At 36.5% G+C, this 16,413-nt stretch carries 16 protein-coding genes; 5 read left to right on the top strand and 11 right to left on the bottom strand.

Going from position 1 to position 16,413, the window contains the following annotated elements:
- Positions 1-87: 87 nt before the first annotated feature.
- Genes AC5YDH_RS04160 through AC5YDH_RS04150 form a run of 3 tightly spaced genes read right to left on the bottom strand, consistent with a single transcriptional unit; the run spans position 88 to position 2,514 of the window.
- On the bottom strand, positions 88-426 hold the full coding sequence (locus tag AC5YDH_RS04160; protein ID WP_496117033.1) for a DUF3325 domain-containing protein: 339 nt from the start codon (positions 424-426) through the stop codon (positions 88-90).
- Positions 423-2,162: a PepSY-associated TM helix domain-containing protein gene (locus AC5YDH_RS04155; protein WP_496117032.1), complete on the bottom strand. Its 1,740-nt coding sequence runs from the start codon at positions 2,160-2,162 to the stop codon at positions 423-425. Before AC5YDH_RS04155 ends, AC5YDH_RS04160 begins: the two co-directional genes overlap by 4 nt.
- Position 2,163: 1 nt before the next feature.
- Complete coding sequence (locus tag AC5YDH_RS04150; RefSeq protein ID WP_496117031.1) at positions 2,164-2,514, bottom strand: hypothetical protein; 351 nt, start codon at positions 2,512-2,514, stop codon at positions 2,164-2,166.
- Between the two features lie 507 nt (positions 2,515-3,021).
- On the opposite strand from AC5YDH_RS04150, the gene AC5YDH_RS04145 reads away from it, so the two are divergent.
- Positions 3,022-3,222 (top strand): hypothetical protein, encoded by a 201-nt coding sequence (locus AC5YDH_RS04145; protein WP_496117181.1) that lies wholly within the window; start codon positions 3,022-3,024, stop codon positions 3,220-3,222.
- A gap of 129 nt (positions 3,223-3,351) precedes the next feature.
- On the opposite strand, the gene lipA is transcribed toward AC5YDH_RS04145, so the two are convergent.
- A complete protein-coding gene (lipA, locus tag AC5YDH_RS04140) occupies positions 3,352-4,365 on the bottom strand; it encodes a lipoyl synthase (protein ID WP_496117030.1) in 1,014 nt (337 codons plus the stop codon).
- A 211-nt stretch (positions 4,366-4,576) separates the two neighbouring features.
- On the opposite strand from lipA, the gene sthA reads away from it, so the two are divergent.
- A complete protein-coding gene (gene sthA / locus AC5YDH_RS04135) occupies positions 4,577-5,992 on the top strand; it encodes a Si-specific NAD(P)(+) transhydrogenase (protein WP_496117029.1) in 1,416 nt (471 codons plus the stop codon).
- Positions 5,993-6,045: 53 nt separating this feature from the next.
- Here sthA and chrA read toward each other — a convergent pair whose 3' ends face one another.
- The 3 genes from chrA to map all read right to left on the bottom strand — a co-directional run bounded on the left by chrA (position 6,046) and on the right by map (position 9,744).
- Positions 6,046-7,248 (bottom strand): chromate efflux transporter, encoded by a 1,203-nt coding sequence (gene chrA, locus AC5YDH_RS04130; RefSeq protein WP_496117028.1) that lies wholly within the window; start codon positions 7,246-7,248, stop codon positions 6,046-6,048.
- Positions 7,249-7,556: 308 nt separating this feature from the next.
- Complete coding sequence (locus AC5YDH_RS04125) at positions 7,557-8,768, bottom strand: MFS transporter (protein ID WP_496117027.1); 1,212 nt, start codon at positions 8,766-8,768, stop codon at positions 7,557-7,559.
- Positions 8,769-8,916: 148 nt separating this feature from the next.
- Positions 8,917-9,744 carry a type I methionyl aminopeptidase gene (gene map / locus AC5YDH_RS04120; RefSeq protein ID WP_496117026.1) on the bottom strand — a complete coding sequence of 276 codons (828 nt, stop codon included), beginning with the start codon at positions 9,742-9,744 and terminating at the stop codon, positions 8,917-8,919.
- 210 nt (positions 9,745-9,954) lie between these two features.
- Between map and rpsB the strand changes: the two genes are divergently transcribed.
- The 3 genes from rpsB (at position 9,955) to AC5YDH_RS04105 (ending at position 12,302) form a co-directional block, all read left to right on the top strand.
- Complete coding sequence (gene rpsB, locus AC5YDH_RS04115) at positions 9,955-10,701, top strand: 30S ribosomal protein S2 (protein WP_496117025.1); 747 nt, start codon at positions 9,955-9,957, stop codon at positions 10,699-10,701.
- A 141-nt stretch (positions 10,702-10,842) separates the two neighbouring features.
- The gene (gene tsf, locus AC5YDH_RS04110) at positions 10,843-11,718 is read left to right on the top strand and encodes a translation elongation factor Ts (RefSeq protein WP_496117024.1); all 876 of its coding nucleotides are present in this window, start codon (positions 10,843-10,845) and stop codon (positions 11,716-11,718) included.
- A gap of 86 nt (positions 11,719-11,804) precedes the next feature.
- Positions 11,805-12,302, top strand: a complete 498-nt coding sequence (locus tag AC5YDH_RS04105; protein ID WP_496117023.1) for a DUF3465 domain-containing protein — start codon at positions 11,805-11,807, stop codon at positions 12,300-12,302.
- Between the two features lie 225 nt (positions 12,303-12,527).
- Here AC5YDH_RS04105 and AC5YDH_RS04100 read toward each other — a convergent pair whose 3' ends face one another.
- From AC5YDH_RS04100 to AC5YDH_RS04085, 4 genes are all read right to left on the bottom strand, one after another.
- Complete coding sequence (locus AC5YDH_RS04100; RefSeq protein WP_496117022.1) at positions 12,528-13,142, bottom strand: septal ring lytic transglycosylase RlpA family protein; 615 nt, start codon at positions 13,140-13,142, stop codon at positions 12,528-12,530.
- Between the two features lie 295 nt (positions 13,143-13,437).
- On the bottom strand, positions 13,438-14,439 hold the full coding sequence (mltB, locus tag AC5YDH_RS04095) for a lytic murein transglycosylase B (protein ID WP_496117021.1): 1,002 nt from the start codon (positions 14,437-14,439) through the stop codon (positions 13,438-13,440).
- Between the two features lie 21 nt (positions 14,440-14,460).
- A complete protein-coding gene (gene rodA / locus AC5YDH_RS04090) occupies positions 14,461-15,603 on the bottom strand; it encodes a rod shape-determining protein RodA (RefSeq protein WP_496117020.1) in 1,143 nt (380 codons plus the stop codon).
- 135 nt (positions 15,604-15,738) lie between these two features.
- A complete protein-coding gene (locus AC5YDH_RS04085) occupies positions 15,739-16,389 on the bottom strand; it encodes a hypothetical protein (protein ID WP_496117019.1) in 651 nt (216 codons plus the stop codon).
- Between the last annotated feature and the right edge of the window lie 24 nt (positions 16,390-16,413).

Here is a 16,413-nt window from a genome sequence, read left to right as displayed (position 1 = left end):
TAAAAACAGTAACAATAAAATGAAAAAGCCAATCCGAAGATTGGCTTAAACAGTATAACTGAAATTGAATCAAGCTTTAACCAATGTTTAAAATACAATAAGCAAAGCTGTAACAATAAAGATTAAACTTAAAGCAATAATGAACTTTTTAAAATGTTGTGCATAATAACTTGTAGATAAGCCTACACTTAAAGCAGATAGAGTTAGAACACCAAACCAATAACTTACATTATTACTCGGCTTGCCTAATGATAGACAAATTTCAAGGCTAATGATTAAGCCACACCAACCTAAAAGCGTAGCGATACGACTTTGGCTGATGCTAAGTTCTTTATTGAAATATTGCTTTTGATGTTTAGATATTGAACTTGCTAAGCCAAAAAATCCTAGTGCAGATATTGCCCAAACACAGAAGAAAAAGATCATGCTGAAATCTCCTGTTTCTTGGTTTTTTTAGTAGGAATAGTTGGATGTTTTTTGACTTTGTAATATGAACATGCAAAAACAATGGCAAGTACCCACATTGCTAAGTCAAAGCTCGCAATAACCCACTGACCATAAGCAATACTATTCCAAAGTGCTTGACCGCCAGTCATAAAGTTTAAAATAGGAAGGAATGCGAATAATACGGTTGCTAAAGCTAATAGTTCTAACCAAGCCTGACGTGAACTACGGAAAACTGGATAAATTAAAGTAAGTAACCAAACCACAAAGAAAGTGCGGATTTCCCAATTTAAACGCATATCCATGTCAGCAGGAATAAAACGATTGGCATAGAAGTAAGCAGCACACGCAATAGGTAAACCAATAATTGCTGCAATATTAGTAACTTCAACTAAGCGGAAACCAAAAGATTTATAGCCTTGTTTTTGCTGTTGAGGTGCGCGTTTGACACACCACAGAATTAAACCTGTAGCGACCATAACAGAACCTACAATACCCGATAAAAACAGCAACCAACGAAGCGCAATATCTACACCACGAGCTTCATGTAAAGTCGTGAAAATATTATAAATACCCATTGGGATATTTGGATTTTTTAAGGTGCTTGAATCATCAGTTATATTTTTACCTGTAACACCGTCAAACTGTAAACTTGCATAAATATTACGGTAAGCAACGCTTTCACCATTTAAAGCACGAAGTTCAATTTTAGCTGTATTGGTATTTGGCGCAATAATGCTGATTGTCCCAATAGGGTTGTTTTTCCATTCTTGTTGAGCATAAGCCAAAATTGGAGCAACATTTGTTAGCTCTGCAGGTTGCGTTTCTTTTTTCTCACGACCACGACGGTTTTCACTGCGTTCAGCACCTTGAGTACGTTCTGTATTTGCTTGTTGGTTTTTATCTACAGAAGCTTCAGAAGATCTAGATTCTTTGGTATCACTTTGCTGAGATCTTTCAGCAGTCCTATTGTTTTCTTGAACTAAAGCTCTGTTTTGATCTTGTAGAAATTGCCCTCTACCTTCATAAACCCGTTCTATCCCCCAAGGCATAATGGTGAAAAGTAGCAATAACAATCCACTAAAAGTAATCATAATGTGGAAGGGAAGTGCTAATACAGCCGTTGCATTGTGTGCATCCAACCAAGAGCGTTGACCTTTGCCTGAACGGAATGTGAAGAAATCTTTAAAGATTTTTTTATGCGTAATTACGCCACTAATAATAGCAACGAACATCAGTAAAGTTGCAATACCCACAATCCAGCGTGACCATGTACGTGGCATACCATAAAGTTCAAAATGAAAACGGTATAGGAAATTGCCACCACGCGTTTCACGCGCTTCTAAAGTTTGCCCTGTTACACTATCAATTGTAATGCGTGTACCGCCACGTCTTGCGCGTGGATCTTCCCCTTGTTTTCGAACAACTAATGTAGTTGTATTTTGGCGTGAATTGGGGAGTTGAATACTCCATGCCGACGCATCAGGATGGTTTTTTTGCAAATAATTGAGTGCAACTTGTGTTTGTTGTACTTGAGTCGATTGAGGCACAGATTGATGAAACTCAGGTTTCATCCATACTGTAATTTCATTTTGGAAAAAGCTCAGCGTACCAGTTACAAATATTGCGTAAAGTAACCAACCTAAAATAAGACTCGCCCATGTGTGAAGCCAAGACATTGATTGGCGAGGGCCTTCTTGTTTGCCATCTACGCGCATTTTAATTTCCTAATAATTTGTAAATAACAAACAAAATAAGACTAGGTAAAATAATCCCTAAACTTGCTTTTAGGGTTTTATTGATCATGAAAACCCAAATAAATGCAGCTGTCCAAAGAAGGAAAGCAACAATTGTTGCTCCCATAGCAGCACTACCACGGTCTGCAGTAAAAACTTCTGCAATCACAATTGCCGAGAGCATTGAGATCACGTAGCCCCCTATAAGTGCTAGTGCAAAGCGATAAAAAATCATTAAACGATAGAATAGAGTGGACTGTTTTTCTTTCGGTTTTGCGAATGCTTTCCTGGTGATAGGTGTCGCAGATAGGGTATCTATTTTAGAACTAGTCATAAGTTAAGTTTGATAGCACTGAGTTTTGGAATATATAATGATAATGATAACAATTATTGTTTATATATTGAATATGTTTTTATTATTTTCTAATTTAAATAAAGGGTTGTTTATTTGGGGTTTATTTTTTTTGTGATTTTTATCTTTTGAATTAAAGGTGATTTCTTGTCATTGGATCAATGACTATGTAAACAAATGTTAATAATGTTACAAGAACCTATTCTTGAAATTTTATGATTTATTCTCCAACAAATGACTAAAATTTTTATGTGTTCATTGTTCTGTAGGTGTTTGATATTTAATGAGTCAAATATAGGTTCAAAATTATTTTATTTACTAATTACATTTTTAAAAAAGCGTAACATGGAATTACAGACTTAAACTTGTTTAAAAAATGATCAAAAAATATGATTCCATATCAATTCAATTTACGATGAAGAAGAAAAAATGGTGAGTTTTATAAATGCTGAAAAAGCTAGATCATTTGTACAAAGTGTGAACTATGATATGGCAACCTATAAACAACGTTTAGCACAATTGATTGAAGATAATGCGAAACAAGGTAATACAGCTGTATTTACAGTATTGCCAAAGCATCTTCAATTGGCTGAAATCCATCGGTTGTCTTCAGATTTAACTCAATTGGGGTATTCAATTCGATTTGAAGTTAAGGAATTTTATTACAACTTTAATATACATTGGAACTAAATCTTAATGTGTCTTGTGACAATTAATAGTGTGAAGAGATAATATATCTACTTTGGATTTTTCTTCAGAATCTTAAAGTTGTAAGTATTAAAAAGCCCTCATTATGAGGGCTTTTTAATTGTATTCTGTTTAAGCTTCAATTGCTTGAACTGTAATTTTTTTAGCGGGATCTGCTTTGCGACGGACATTTGGTACAGGTTCACCATAATATTGGCGGTCTGCAAAGTAACTAGAGCGAACCATTGGTGCTGCCCAAATATTGCGGAAACCAAGTTTTTGACCATGTGCAGTGTAACGCTCAAATTCCTCAGGTGTTACAAAGCGATCGATTGGTGCATGTTCTTTAGATGGTTGTAGGTATTGACCAATAGTGACGTAGTCAACGCCATGTGCGTGTAGATCATCTAATAGAGAAAGTACTTCTTCTTCAGTTTCACCAATACCGACCATTAAGCCACATTTTGTAGGAACATCTGGGCAATATTCTTTAAACATTTTGAGTAAATTTAAAGAGTGTTGGTAATCTGAACCTGGACGCATTGCTTTATAAAGGCGTGGTACAGTTTCAATGTTGTGGTTGAAAACATCAGGAGGGCATTCCGTCATAATGCGTAATGCAATATCCATACGACCACGGAAGTCAGGTACTAAAATTTCTAATAATGTTTTAGGACTTAATGCACGTGCTTCTTTAATACAATCTACAAAGTGTTGTGCGCCACCATCACGTAAGTCATCACGGTCTACAGATGTAATTACTGCATATTTTAAACCAAGATTGGCAATCGTTTCTGCCATGTGGCGTGGTTCATCTGCATCTAAGGCATTTGGACGACCATGAGCAACATCACAGAATGGACAACGACGAGTACAAATATCACCCATAATCATAAAGGTTGCAGTACCACCACCAAAGCATTCTGGTAAATTTGGGCAAGCAGCTTCTTCACAAACGGTATGAAGTTTTTGAGCACGCAAAGTTGTTTTTATACGTTGAACTTCATCAGGCGCAGCCATTTTTACACGAATCCAATCTGGCTTTCGTGGTGTTTCAACCGTAGGGATAACTTTTACAGGTATACGAGCGACTTTTTCTGCGCCACGGAGTTTTACACCCTGTTCTGGTTTACGGTTTTCAGACATATGCAACTTTTCCACTGTTTTAATAGGGGGGAAATCTTTAAAAATTTAGCTTTCCTATTATAGCGAAGTTCATCTTAAATAGGGGGAAAACAATATTCATTTAATAAATGTTGTTATCACATAATATATGTGTGCTAAATACACCAATTTGAAATAATATCAGTCATAATATAGATATGATTTACAGATAAATTTGATTAAGGAGCGTTGAATGCCACGTAAAAAAGAGGTCGTTAGTGGGAATTTCGTTAAATACGATGCAGTAGTTCTCGGTTCGGGCCCTGCGGGTGAAGGCGCTGCGATGAAACTTGCTAAATCTGGCAAGCGTGTTGCAATTGTAGATATGCGTGAGCAATTGGGTGGTAACTGTACACACGTAGGTACTATTCCAAGTAAAGCTTTGCGTCAAACGGTTTCTAGCGTCATTCGTTATCAACGTGATCCAATGTTTCAAAAAGTAGGTGATTGGAAACAATTCACTATGAAACAAGTATTGCGTAATGCACATAAAGTTATTCAACAACAAGTTGATACGCACTCACGTTTTTATGATCGTAATAAAATTGATATTTATCATGGTCGTGCTTATGTTCAGGATAAAAATACTGTACTTGTGTTTAGTCCTGATGGCATTACAGAAACAATTGTTTTTAAACAACTTGTTATTGCAACAGGTTCACGTCCATACCGCCCAGCAGGTTTAGACTTTAATCATCCACGTGTATTTGATTCAGATAAGATTCTTGATCTTGATTTTTCAATTCAAAAAATCATTATTTATGGTGCGGGTGTAATTGGTTGTGAATATGCCTCTATCTTTATTGGTTTAGATCATAAAGTAGATTTGATTAATACTCAGCCGAAACTTCTAAGCTATTTAGATGATGAAATTTCAGATGCTTTGTCTTATCACTTGCGTGAACAAGGCGTATTGATTCGTCATAACGAACAAATTGATCATTTGGAAACACATGATGATCACGTTGTGATGTATTTGCAAAGTGGTAAAAAAATTAAAGCCGATGCTATTTTATGGTGTAACGGTCGTTCGGGGAATACCGATGGTTTAGGTCTTGAAAATGTAGGTTTAACACCAAATAGCCGTGGTCAATTGACTGTAAATGATAAGTATCAAACAGAAGTTGAAAACATTTATGCTGCTGGTGATGTTATTGGCTGGCCATCTCTTGCTTCTGCTGCGTATGACCAAGGTCGTAACGCGGGCGGTAATATGAGCGGTGAAGAAGGTCTTAAGCCTGTTACTTCAATTCCTACTGGTATTTATACAATTCCTGAAATTTCTTCTATTGGTAAAACTGAACAACAGCTTACTGAAGAAAAAATTCCGTATGAAGTGGGGCAAGCATCTTTCCGTTATTTAGCACGTGCACAGATTACGGGTGATACAGTGGGTGAGCTTAAAATCTTATTCCATCGTGATACTTTAGAAATTTTAGGTGTACATTGCTTTGGTAACAATGCTGCGGAAATTATTCACATTGGTCAGGCTGTAATGAATAGCCCGAACAATACGATTAAGTACTTCGTAGAAACGACATTTAACTATCCAACGATGGCGGAAGCGTATCGTGTAGCGACATTAAATGGTATGAATCGTCTGTTCTAATTTTAAAATATGAATAGCATAAAAAACCGCATTTAATATGCGGTTTTTTATTGCTAGAACGCGTGGTTAAGCATAAATAGGTAGACGATAAAGCTACCAATTAAACTTAACCAGATGGGAAGTTTGCTTTTGAGTAAAAATATAACAACACAGATGAAAATAATATCAAAAAAATGTGAAACATATTTTTCACTCATTTGTACGGTTAAACAAAGAAGTAAACCAACAACTGCTGCATTTAATCCGGCAATAGTTTGTAATAATTTGTCGTTATTCATCAATCGTGACCAATATGGTAAGCAGCCAAATATAAGGAAAAACGAAGGTAGAAAAATTGCAATAGTTGCTAAGAGTGCATTGAATAGAGGATAAGGTGTGAATGCTAAAAAAGTACCAAGATAGCTTGCAAAGCTAAACAGAGGACCAGGCATAAGCTGAACAAGGGCATAACCTAAGTCAAAATTTGTGGAGTCAATAAGCTGACTTTCTACAAAGCTTTGATGTAGTAAAGGTAAAATAATATGACCACCCCCAAATACAAAAGAGGCGTTAGAGTAAAAATTTTGAAAACTTTGTATGAATAAATTTTGACTATTTAAAGTGGGAAGCACAAGTATGGGTAAAATAAAAAGAATTAACCAAAGGTAGTTAAAGTTTTTCTTTTTTTGAGTATGAAGTTGTTGATCTTTTGGGTTATTTGTTAATGTTTTGGTTTTTAGGAAAAAATAACTGATTAACGCGCAAAAAATTAAAGCACTTATTTGATTTGCTGGAAATGTAGAAAAATAAACAAATAAAGTTGTGAATAACATGAGTATGTATTGTGCAATAGTGTGGCAAAAACTTTGTAGCATCTGCCAAAAAGCCCATATCACAATAGCAAGTACAATTAGCTGAACAACGTGAAAAACATGAGTTGTAAGATAGGTTTGATATTCAAGCCCTAAAAATGCAGCACTACACATTAAAATTGCAGAGGGGAGTGTAAATCCGAGCCAGGAAATTATTGCACCACTATAACCCTTCAAACTATAACCAATAGCAATACCCACTTGACTACTTGTTGGACCTGGTAAAATTTGCCCAAGTGCAACTAGTTGAGCATAGTGTTGAGGATCGATCCATGCTAATTTTTTCACAAAGATGTTATGGAAAAATACTAAATGTGCAGCAGGTCCACCAAAGGAAGTACAGCCTAGTTTTAGAAAAACCCAAAACAGTTGTAGATACGAAGGGGTGAAATGAGGCCGATTCATTTTCTAAATTAATCCGTCACTTATGTAGGCGTTTTGAGTTTCGTAGCATATCTTGTTATAGATGAAATAATAATGACAAATGAATAGAATTGATTGTATATAAGGATTAAAAACGGTCTCTTTAATTATTTTGAGTGGTTTATGAAGATATATTGAAAACAAGTAGATTTAAATAAAGTATCGCTTAATGTGCGCAAAAAGCTTGATTGAAATACTCAAATAACAGAGGTGTTTTAAGCCATAACACGATAGCCATAATCATAAAAGCAATGATTATGGTACCGATACAGAATTTGAATAATATAGGGTTAGTCATGAATAATATTTTCCTCATTCACCCAAAAATGTACGATGACACCGACCACACTTAATGCAATTGAGAACATCCAAATCATATTGTAATTGCCAGTCATATCATGGTTTACACCACCTAGCCATCCACCAAAGAATGAGCCAATTTGGTGGGTAAAGAATACAATACCACTAAGCATAGATAAGTACTTAATACCAAACATATTGGCAACAATACCATTGGTGAGCGGTACGGTAGATAACCATAATAAGCCCATAATGATACCAAATGCGTAAACTGTCCATACGCTTAATGGCAACAATAAGAAAGCAATTATTGCAATACCTCGCAATCCGTAGAGCCACATCAGAAGCATAGGTTTTGAATACTTTCCACCAAGCCATCCAGCGCTGTAAGTACCTACAATATTGAATAAGCCAACAAGAGCTAAAAAGATTGTACCTGTTGTTGCATTAAATCCATGATCAATCAAATAACCAGGTAGATGAATACCAATGAAAACGACTTGGAAACCACAAACTAAAAAACCGAGAGCTAAGAACCAAAAGGGCTTGTGGTTTTTTGCAATGATAAGTACTTGTTTAAAGCTTAAAGCGGGTGCTGTAGAGGGTTGAGCATTTGGATCTTGATACGCAGGTGCATTAAGCATAAGTGCAAGAGGAACAATTAAAGCAATTAAAATTGCACTTACAACTAAAGCAGCCGACCAACCAATATTTTGTAAAAGTAACAGGGTAGATGGCAGCATAATAAATTGACCAAATGAACCTGCTGCACTAGCAATCCCCATAGCTAAACTACGTTTTTCAGGAGGTGCAGCACGACCAACTGCTGAAAGTAAAACAGAGAAAGAAGTTGCGGAAAGTGCTAAACCTAAAATCAAACCTGCACTTAAATTGAGTAATAAACCTGTTGAGCTTATGGACATTAGCAATAAGCCAACGGCATAAAGGAATCCACCCACAGCAACCACAATTTTACTACCGTACTTGTCTGCTAGTGCGCCAGTAAATGGTTGAGCAGCTCCCCAAATAAGGTTTTGCATGGCAATGGCTAAACTGAAGACATTGTGTCCCCAAGCAAATTCATCGCTCATAGGGACTAAATAAAGACCAAAAGCATGTCTGACACCTAAAGATAGTGCCAAAATAATGGCACTACCAATCAACATGTAGATGAGAGGTGTGGAAAATTTACTGTTCGACATGCTTGGATCCATAAGCTTTTGTAAACATAATGATAGGTGAATTATGATGTTTTAGTAATCACATATATTTGAGTTATCAATAAAATTTAGTTATAAAAATGGCTACTCGAAAGTAGCCAAATTAATATTTAAAAAGTAAGTTTTGAAATTACTTTTGAAAACGAGATAAATCTTCTTCAGGGCGAGCAGTTAATACTTCTACGCCATCTTTGGTAACAAGTAATGTGTGTTCATATTGTGCTGAAAGTTTATGGTCTTTCGTTACAACCGTCCATTTATCACCAAGAAGTTTAGTTTGCCATACACCAGCATTTACCATTGGTTCAATGGTAAATGTCATGCCTTCTTCTAAAATCATACCTGTGTCTGGTTGACCATAATGAAGTACTTGTGGCTCATCATGGAAAGTTGTACCAATACCATGACCGCAGTATTCACGTACAACGCTGAAACGTTCAGATTCAACATATTTTTGAATAGCATGACCAATATCACCCATGGTTGCACCAGGTTTAACTACAGCCATACCGCGGTACAGTGCTTCTTGTGCAACTTTACAGAGGCGATTTGCTAAAATTGTAGTTTCACCACCCACGATATACATCATGTTGGTGTCGCCGTGGAAACCATCTTTAATGACCGTTACGTCAATATTTAAGATATCGCCTTTTTTCAGTTTTTTCGCTTCAGATGGAATACCATGACAAACAACATGGTTTACAGATGTACAAATTACGTGCTGAAAAGCAGGGCGTCCTGGAGCAGCGCCATATCCTAAGCAAGCAGGAATAGCATCTTGTTTATTAACAATATAATCATGACAAATCGTATCAAGTTCAAGAGTGGTAACACCCGGAACAATATGCGGTTTGATCATATCCAAGACTTCAGCCGCTAGTCGTCCCGCAACTCGCATCTTTTCGATATCTTCTGCAGACTTAATTAAACGACGTGGTGCTTCGTAAGTATTGCTCATGATCTTTAAAAACTTTTGGAAATTTATATGTGACTATGGTATAAATAGCCGCCCATTTTATCAAATGCTTTTTCGTGAATTAATTTCACGGGCTTTGTGCGATGGGGCAATAAAATCCGCACATATATCGACACATATCTCTGGGTGCCTTTTAAAAAGGTGGAGAATGCGGATATATGGAGGCCTAACCCAAACATTAAGGTAAAGAAAATGGCAGATTACAACGTAAGCATGCGCGACCTTCTTCAAGCTGGCGCGCACTTTGGTCACCAAACACGTTTTTGGAATCCAAAAATGCGTGAATACATCTTTGGTGCACGTAACAAGATTCACATCATCAACCTTGAGCACACTGTTCCTGCGTTAAACGATGCTTTGAACTTTGTTAACAACTTAGCTAGCAAAAAGAACAAAGTATTGTTCGTTGGTACTAAGCGTGCTGCTTCTGCGATCATTCGTGAACAAGCTCAACGCGCTGGTCAACCATACGTTGATCACCGTTGGTTAGGTGGTATGTTGACTAACTGGAAAACTCTTCGTCAGTCAATCAACCGTCTAAAAGACCTTCAAGCTCAATCTGAAGATGGTACTTTCCTTAAGCTTACTAAACGTGAAGCTTTAGAACGTACTCGTGAAATGGAAAAACTTGAACGCGGTCTTGGCGGCGTTAAAAACATGGGTGGTTTACCTGATGCATTATTCGTAATCGACGTTGATCACGAAGCAATTGCAATCAAAGAAGCTAAAAACCTTGGTATTCCTGTAATTGGTATCGTTGATACAAACTCTAACCCAGACAACGTAGACTACGTTATTCCTGGTAACGATGATGCGATCCGTGCAGTAACACTTTATGCTTCTGCTATGGCTGATGCTATTCTTGCTGGTAAAGAATATGCTCAATCACAAGCAAATGCACAAGCTAAAACTCAAGAAGCTCCTGCTTCTGAGGCTTAATGCGTTTGACGCAGGCTTGTCATTTTTGCGACATGTGATCGTGGCAAACTAAGCGTTATGTATGCAGACGGCCCATAGGATACCTTTGGGCCGTTTCTGTTCTAAAAAGAATTCATTTTCTACCGAATTTAGGAGATTCTCATGACTGCTATTACTGCAAGCATGGTTAAAGAACTGCGTGATCGTACTGGTCTTGCAATGATGGAATGTAAAAAAGCTTTGACAGAAGCTGGTGGTGACGTCGAATTAGCGATTGATAACCTTCGTAAATCTGGTCAAGCAAAAGCAGCTAAAAAAGCTGGTAACATTGCTGCTGACGGTGCAATCACGATTGCTCAAGACGGTAACAAAGCACTTCTTTTAGAAGTAAACTGCCAAACTGACTTCGTTGCTAAAGACGAAAACTTTGCTGGTTTCTCTGCTAAAGTTGCTGCTGCTGCTCTTGCTGCTGGCGTAACTGATGCTGCTCAAATTGCTGAACTTAAACTTGAAGATGGCACTACTGTTGAAGAAGCTCGTATCGCGCTTGTTCAAAAAATTGGTGAAAACATCCAAGTTCGTCGTGCAACTATCGTTGAAGGCGACAACCTTGCAGTTTACAAACACGGTTTAAAAATCGGTGTAGTTGTATCATTTGCTGGTGATGCTGCAACAGGTAAAGGTTTGGCTATGCACATTGCTGCATTCAACCCTGTTGCTGTAAATGCTGAAGGTGTTTCTGCTGAGCTTATCGCTAAAGAGAAAGAAATTGCAGAAGCTAAAGCGATTGAGTCTGGTAAGCCAGCGAACATCGTTGAAAAAATGGTAACTGGTTCAGTTGAGAAATACTTGAACGAAGTTGTTCTTGAGCGTCAAATGTACGTAATTGACAACGACAAGAAAGTTGCAGAAGTTCTTAAAGCTACTGGTACTACAGTTGCTAACTTTGTTCGTTTCGAAGTTGGTGAAGGTATCGAGAAAAAAGCTGAAATGAGCTTTGCTGAAGAAGTTGCTGCTGCTCAAGCTGCTGCTAAATAATTTTACTGAATAAGTAGATTATTTAAAAAAAGCCCCCTTAGGGGGCTTTTTTTATGCTTAAAATAAAGAAAAATTAAGGAATTATTATGGCTAATAAAACAAATTTAACGATTGGTGGTGTAATTGCAATTTTAGTTGCTGCGTATTTTGGATTAGATGCTCAACAAAGTAATACTGTTTCTAAAACAGCATTACAGGAAAGTAACATCGAGCCAAATACATTACAAGGTAGTTCCGCTGTAGAGCAAAATGGAACTCGTATTATTGAGCATGCGTTTAACAATAAGTTGAGCAATATACAGGTTGAAGGTGCAGGGAGAGTTATTGCTATATTGCCTGATGATAATGAGGGATCAAGACATCAAAAATTCATTTTAGAGTTGGAAAATGGTCAAACGATATTGGTTGCACATAATATTGATTTGGCATCACGATTATCAAATTTAAAAAAGGGAGATCGGGTTGAATTTTTTGGTGAATATGAGTATTCACAAAAGGGTGGGGTGATACATTGGACACATCATGATCCACGCAAAAAGCATCCTGATGGATGGTTAAAACATGCTGGAAAAACGGTAAAATAGATTGAGAAAAATATAAAAAGTTAAATGTGCTCTATTTTGCGTAATTTAAGCTGTTTTTTATTATTATGCTAGTTAGGTAGCAAAAAAATAAAAAACTTCGAAAAATGAGCAACTGTGAAGAATTTTGATGGGTTTTTGGCTTGATAGATTACCTAAATATTATAAATATAAAAAAAGCCACGTAAATCGTGGCTTTTTATCAAATGTTGTTTGCAGTAAAAAAAATTAAGAATTTGGACCAGCAACACGTTCGATACTTACTTTTGCTTGACCTGCATTTGTGAAGCCAAGTTGTTTTGCTGCACCGTAAGATAAATCAAGAACACGGTTACCATGGAATGGACCACGATCGTTTACTTTAACAACAACACTTTTGCCTGTTGAGTTATTTGTAACACGAATATAACAGTTCAAAGGTAGTGTACGATGCGCTGCAGTCATAGCATTCATATCGAAAGTTTCGCCACTTGCAGTTTTACGACCGTGAAATTGACGACCGTACCAAGAAGCAACACCTGTTTGGCTGAATTTACGAACAGTGTTTGATGCAACTGTATTTAACTTTTCAATCACAGAAGGCTCTTCTGCTGGAATTTCAATTTTCGCAGCAATTGTTTGACGACGGATTTTGTCGGCAGAACGCTCAGTGATTGAAAGGCTATTTAAATTTGAAAGGTGTGAGTTAAAGTTTTGAGTATCTTTATTTAAGACACGCGCAGCTAAACCTGAATTTTCAGTGCTATTCATCAATGATGACGATTGCACCATTTCTGCTTGAGACTGGCTTAATGTAAATAAGACCGTCGAGGCAGCAATTAAAGATTTTAGCGAAGAATGCATTATTGATTAAACTCCTAGGCATTTTTTAAGTTATTTCAACAGTTTGATCTATTGAAAATGCAGAAATGATGCCAATTTTTTCACTTTTGCAACTACATTTGACGAGTAGGATAATATTCATCCAGATATAAATGTGTCTAGTCTGAGGTTTAAAATAGTTGTAAAAAGTCTAAAAAGTGTGTTTTTTTGATTAATAAATAAACAAATATGTAACAGAGTGTATAATATGATTAAAAAATAATCAATAAGTTAAATAAAATTATTGACTTTTGTTAGTTCGATTAAAAAGCTGGTCTTATCGACCAGCAACTTCTGTACCTAAAAGCCACAGTGCTGTGGCATACATACGACTTCTGTTATAAGTTGTAATGACCTGAAAGTTTGGGTAAGTAATGTAATAAATGGGTCCGTGGCTTTCTTGTAGTTGGATGACATTGACTAAGTCGAGGTCATCAATTTTGACTAAGGGATTTAATGGTGAAATACCTTGAGTTTTTAATACACCATAGGGAACTGGTTGTGTTAAATCTTTTGCAATAATGGAATCTGGATCATTTCCTGTGTATCGAGCTTGGAATGCAATGGGTTGATCACGTTGCCAACCATTTTGAGCAAGGTAGTTAGCAATTGAACCAATTGCATCTACCGCTGAGTTTCTTAAGTCGACATGTCCGTTGTTGTCATAATCTACGCCAAAAATAGGGATGTTACTTGGCATAAATTGGGGATAGCCAACAGCACCAGCATACGAACCTACAATTGAGTTGGCTGTAACACCATCTTTATATGACCAAGCAATCAGTGCGGCTAATTCATCTTGGAAATATTGAGCGCGTCTTTCATAGCCAAAACCTAAGGTCGCTAAGGCATCGCGGGTAACAAAAGATCCTTTATTCGATCCATAACCTGTTTCAACACCTAAAATACCTAAAATGATCGATTGTGGCACACCAAATTGCTGTTCGGCTCTATTTAAGGTATCTGCATATTGATTTTTAAAACTTACTCCACGTCGAATTGTGCCTTCAGACAAGAAATTAGTTTTATAGGAATACCATGGTTTGCTTTCACCTGGGCGATTCATGATATTAATAATATTTGGGAGGTTCTTAGCACCATCCATTGCCCAGTCGACTTGTACTTCGGAAAGTCCATACTTTTGCATGGTTTTTTGTTTAAAGTTCTGGTATTCGGGTGTTGATTTAAAGTCATTGGCATGACAAAAACTCGTCATTGAAAATGAACCAAGTATTAATGGTAAATATATTATTTTTTTATAGAATTTTAGGGTAGACATAAATACTAAGTTCCAAGCGTACTATCTGTGTGTATAGATTGACATGACGATGCCAAAGGATGCCATTAAGGTAATAATTGCTGTACCACCATAACTCATAAATGGTAGAGGAATACCTGTAACAGGTAATATACCGCTAACCATGCCTGCATTCACAAAAACATAAACGAAAAAGGCTAGTCCTAAGCCACCTGATAGCAATTTTCCGTAATTATCGAGTGAAAGCATACTAATTTGCATGGTTCTTACAATAATTGCAAAATAAAGTAGCATTAAAATCATAATACCAATAAAACCAAACTCTTCTGAGAAGGCTGCAATAATAAAATCGGTATGTCCTTCGGGTAAATAATGTAAATGCGATTGCGTACCCGATAAAAAACCTTTACCTGAAAATCCACCTGAGCCAATTGCAATTTTTGATTGAATAATGTTCCATCCAGAACCTAAGGCATCTGCTTCAGGATTAAATAAAGTCATCACACGTTTTTTTTGATAATCGTGTAATAAAAACTCCCAGAAAAAAGGAATAACTATAGCAACGGTTGTTCCTGCAAAAGCAATTAAACGCCAAGATAATCCACTTAAAAATAAGACAAAAACACCGCTTGCTAATACAAGGGCAGATGTCCCAAGATCGGGTTGTTTGGCAATCATTAAAAAGGGTAAAACAATAAGAATTAAAGTAAAAATAATACGTAAAAAAGAAGGTGGTAAACCACGTCTTGAAACAAACCAAGCTGCCATCATAGGCATTGCAATTTTCATAAATTCACTTGGTTGAACACTTCCGAAACCGGGGATGTCAATCCATCGTTGTGCGCCCATACGCACTTCGCCAATGACAAAAACTAATCCTAAAGCAATTAAGCCAAATAGATAGAAGAAGGGAGTAAAAGCCTCGTAAACTTTGGGTTGAATTTGTGCAAGCGAAATCATGACAATAAAGCCAATACCAAAGCTCATCATTTGCTTAGAGAGCATAAGAACATTTTCGCCAGATGCACTATATAAAGTAATAAATCCTAATAATGCGGTCAGCGAAATGAATAAGCATAACCATGGATCTAAATGGAGACGCTGAAATATAGATAATTTATTAGAATTGCCTAAACCATTACGAGGCGAATAGCGCAAAAACTTATATTGAATGTCTGATGACATAGCTAAATATAGGATTAATTGTAATGTTTTGGATGCTAGCACATGAAAGTGATGATGAATAATGAATCTATAAATATTGATACAAAAAAACCTAGCAGTGCTAGGTTTTTTTGTGTTTCGAGAGTTAATAGACAATTAATTGTGAAATAAAGTGTCATGATATTCTGCAAGAATACGTAACTCATCTTTCGTTAGGTTTAAGAAGATTTTATCCGTTGCAATATGAACAGCTTTGGTTACAGCGGAGGCACCAATATCTGAAGCTTTGCGTTTAATCATGCCCAAATCTAAAGTTTTATTAAAATCAATCATAAAGTGACGCACAGTAGCATCAGCAAACTGTTTATAGAGTTCAGCTAAAGCCGCTTTATTTACATCATTTCCTGCTTTAATTTCTGAAAATGTCATCTTTAAGTTTGTAACTAAGTTTGCATCTAAGTTTTCACCAACACGGAGATTACCTTGAGCATCTTTAAATAAGCTTTTATATGAAAACTCGATCGATTGTTTAACCACATCATTCGAAGCTTTGCTCATAAGCTGCTTTAGTAAAACTGCAACGGAAGATTTGATATAACCAGCCAATTTTTCAGCGGTATCACGTTTGTCACTTTGTGGAAAGAGACGAACAAGCTCAGTTAAAATAGCATCAATGATTTCATCATTAATAAGTAAGGCTGTTTTATCACGAAGTGGATAAAGAGGCTCACTTGAGTTTCTTTTTTGCTGGGCAATTTCAATGCTGTCTAAAAGTTCTTTAGATGGAATAAATCCAAAAAATGGCATAGTTGTTCAACCTCAATGTTGTTT

Source organism: Acinetobacter sp. FY683 (assembly GCF_059515885.1).
This window is presented reverse-complemented; position numbering and strand designations above follow the sequence as displayed.

What these genes read in the sequence shown, in the direction of transcription:
- AC5YDH_RS04160 (WP_496117033.1), bottom strand. Translation starts at nt 426, where the DNA reads ATGATCTTTTTCTTCTGTGTTTGGGCAATATCTGCACTAGGATTTTTT.
- AC5YDH_RS04155 (WP_496117032.1), bottom strand. Translation starts at nt 2,162, where the DNA reads ATGCGCGTAGATGGCAAACAAGAAGGCCCTCGCCAATCAATGTCTTGG.
- AC5YDH_RS04150 (WP_496117031.1), bottom strand. Translation starts at nt 2,514, where the DNA reads ATGACTAGTTCTAAAATAGATACCCTATCTGCGACACCTATCACCAGG.
- AC5YDH_RS04145 (WP_496117181.1), top strand. Translation starts at nt 3,022, where the DNA reads ATGGCAACCTATAAACAACGTTTAGCACAATTGATTGAAGATAATGCG.
- lipA (WP_496117030.1), bottom strand. Translation starts at nt 4,365, where the DNA reads ATGTCTGAAAACCGTAAACCAGAACAGGGTGTAAAACTCCGTGGCGCA.
- sthA (WP_496117029.1), top strand. Translation starts at nt 4,577, where the DNA reads ATGCCACGTAAAAAAGAGGTCGTTAGTGGGAATTTCGTTAAATACGAT.
- chrA (WP_496117028.1), bottom strand. Translation starts at nt 7,248, where the DNA reads ATGAATCGGCCTCATTTCACCCCTTCGTATCTACAACTGTTTTGGGTT.
- AC5YDH_RS04125 (WP_496117027.1), bottom strand. Translation starts at nt 8,768, where the DNA reads ATGTCGAACAGTAAATTTTCCACACCTCTCATCTACATGTTGATTGGT.
- map (WP_496117026.1), bottom strand. Translation starts at nt 9,744, where the DNA reads ATGAGCAATACTTACGAAGCACCACGTCGTTTAATTAAGTCTGCAGAA.
- rpsB (WP_496117025.1), top strand. Translation starts at nt 9,955, where the DNA reads ATGGCAGATTACAACGTAAGCATGCGCGACCTTCTTCAAGCTGGCGCG.
- tsf (WP_496117024.1), top strand. Translation starts at nt 10,843, where the DNA reads ATGACTGCTATTACTGCAAGCATGGTTAAAGAACTGCGTGATCGTACT.
- AC5YDH_RS04105 (WP_496117023.1), top strand. Translation starts at nt 11,805, where the DNA reads ATGGCTAATAAAACAAATTTAACGATTGGTGGTGTAATTGCAATTTTA.
- AC5YDH_RS04100 (WP_496117022.1), bottom strand. Translation starts at nt 13,142, where the DNA reads ATGCATTCTTCGCTAAAATCTTTAATTGCTGCCTCGACGGTCTTATTT.
- mltB (WP_496117021.1), bottom strand. Translation starts at nt 14,439, where the DNA reads ATGTCTACCCTAAAATTCTATAAAAAAATAATATATTTACCATTAATA.
- rodA (WP_496117020.1), bottom strand. Translation starts at nt 15,603, where the DNA reads ATGTCATCAGACATTCAATATAAGTTTTTGCGCTATTCGCCTCGTAAT.
- AC5YDH_RS04085 (WP_496117019.1), bottom strand. Translation starts at nt 16,389, where the DNA reads ATGCCATTTTTTGGATTTATTCCATCTAAAGAACTTTTAGACAGCATT.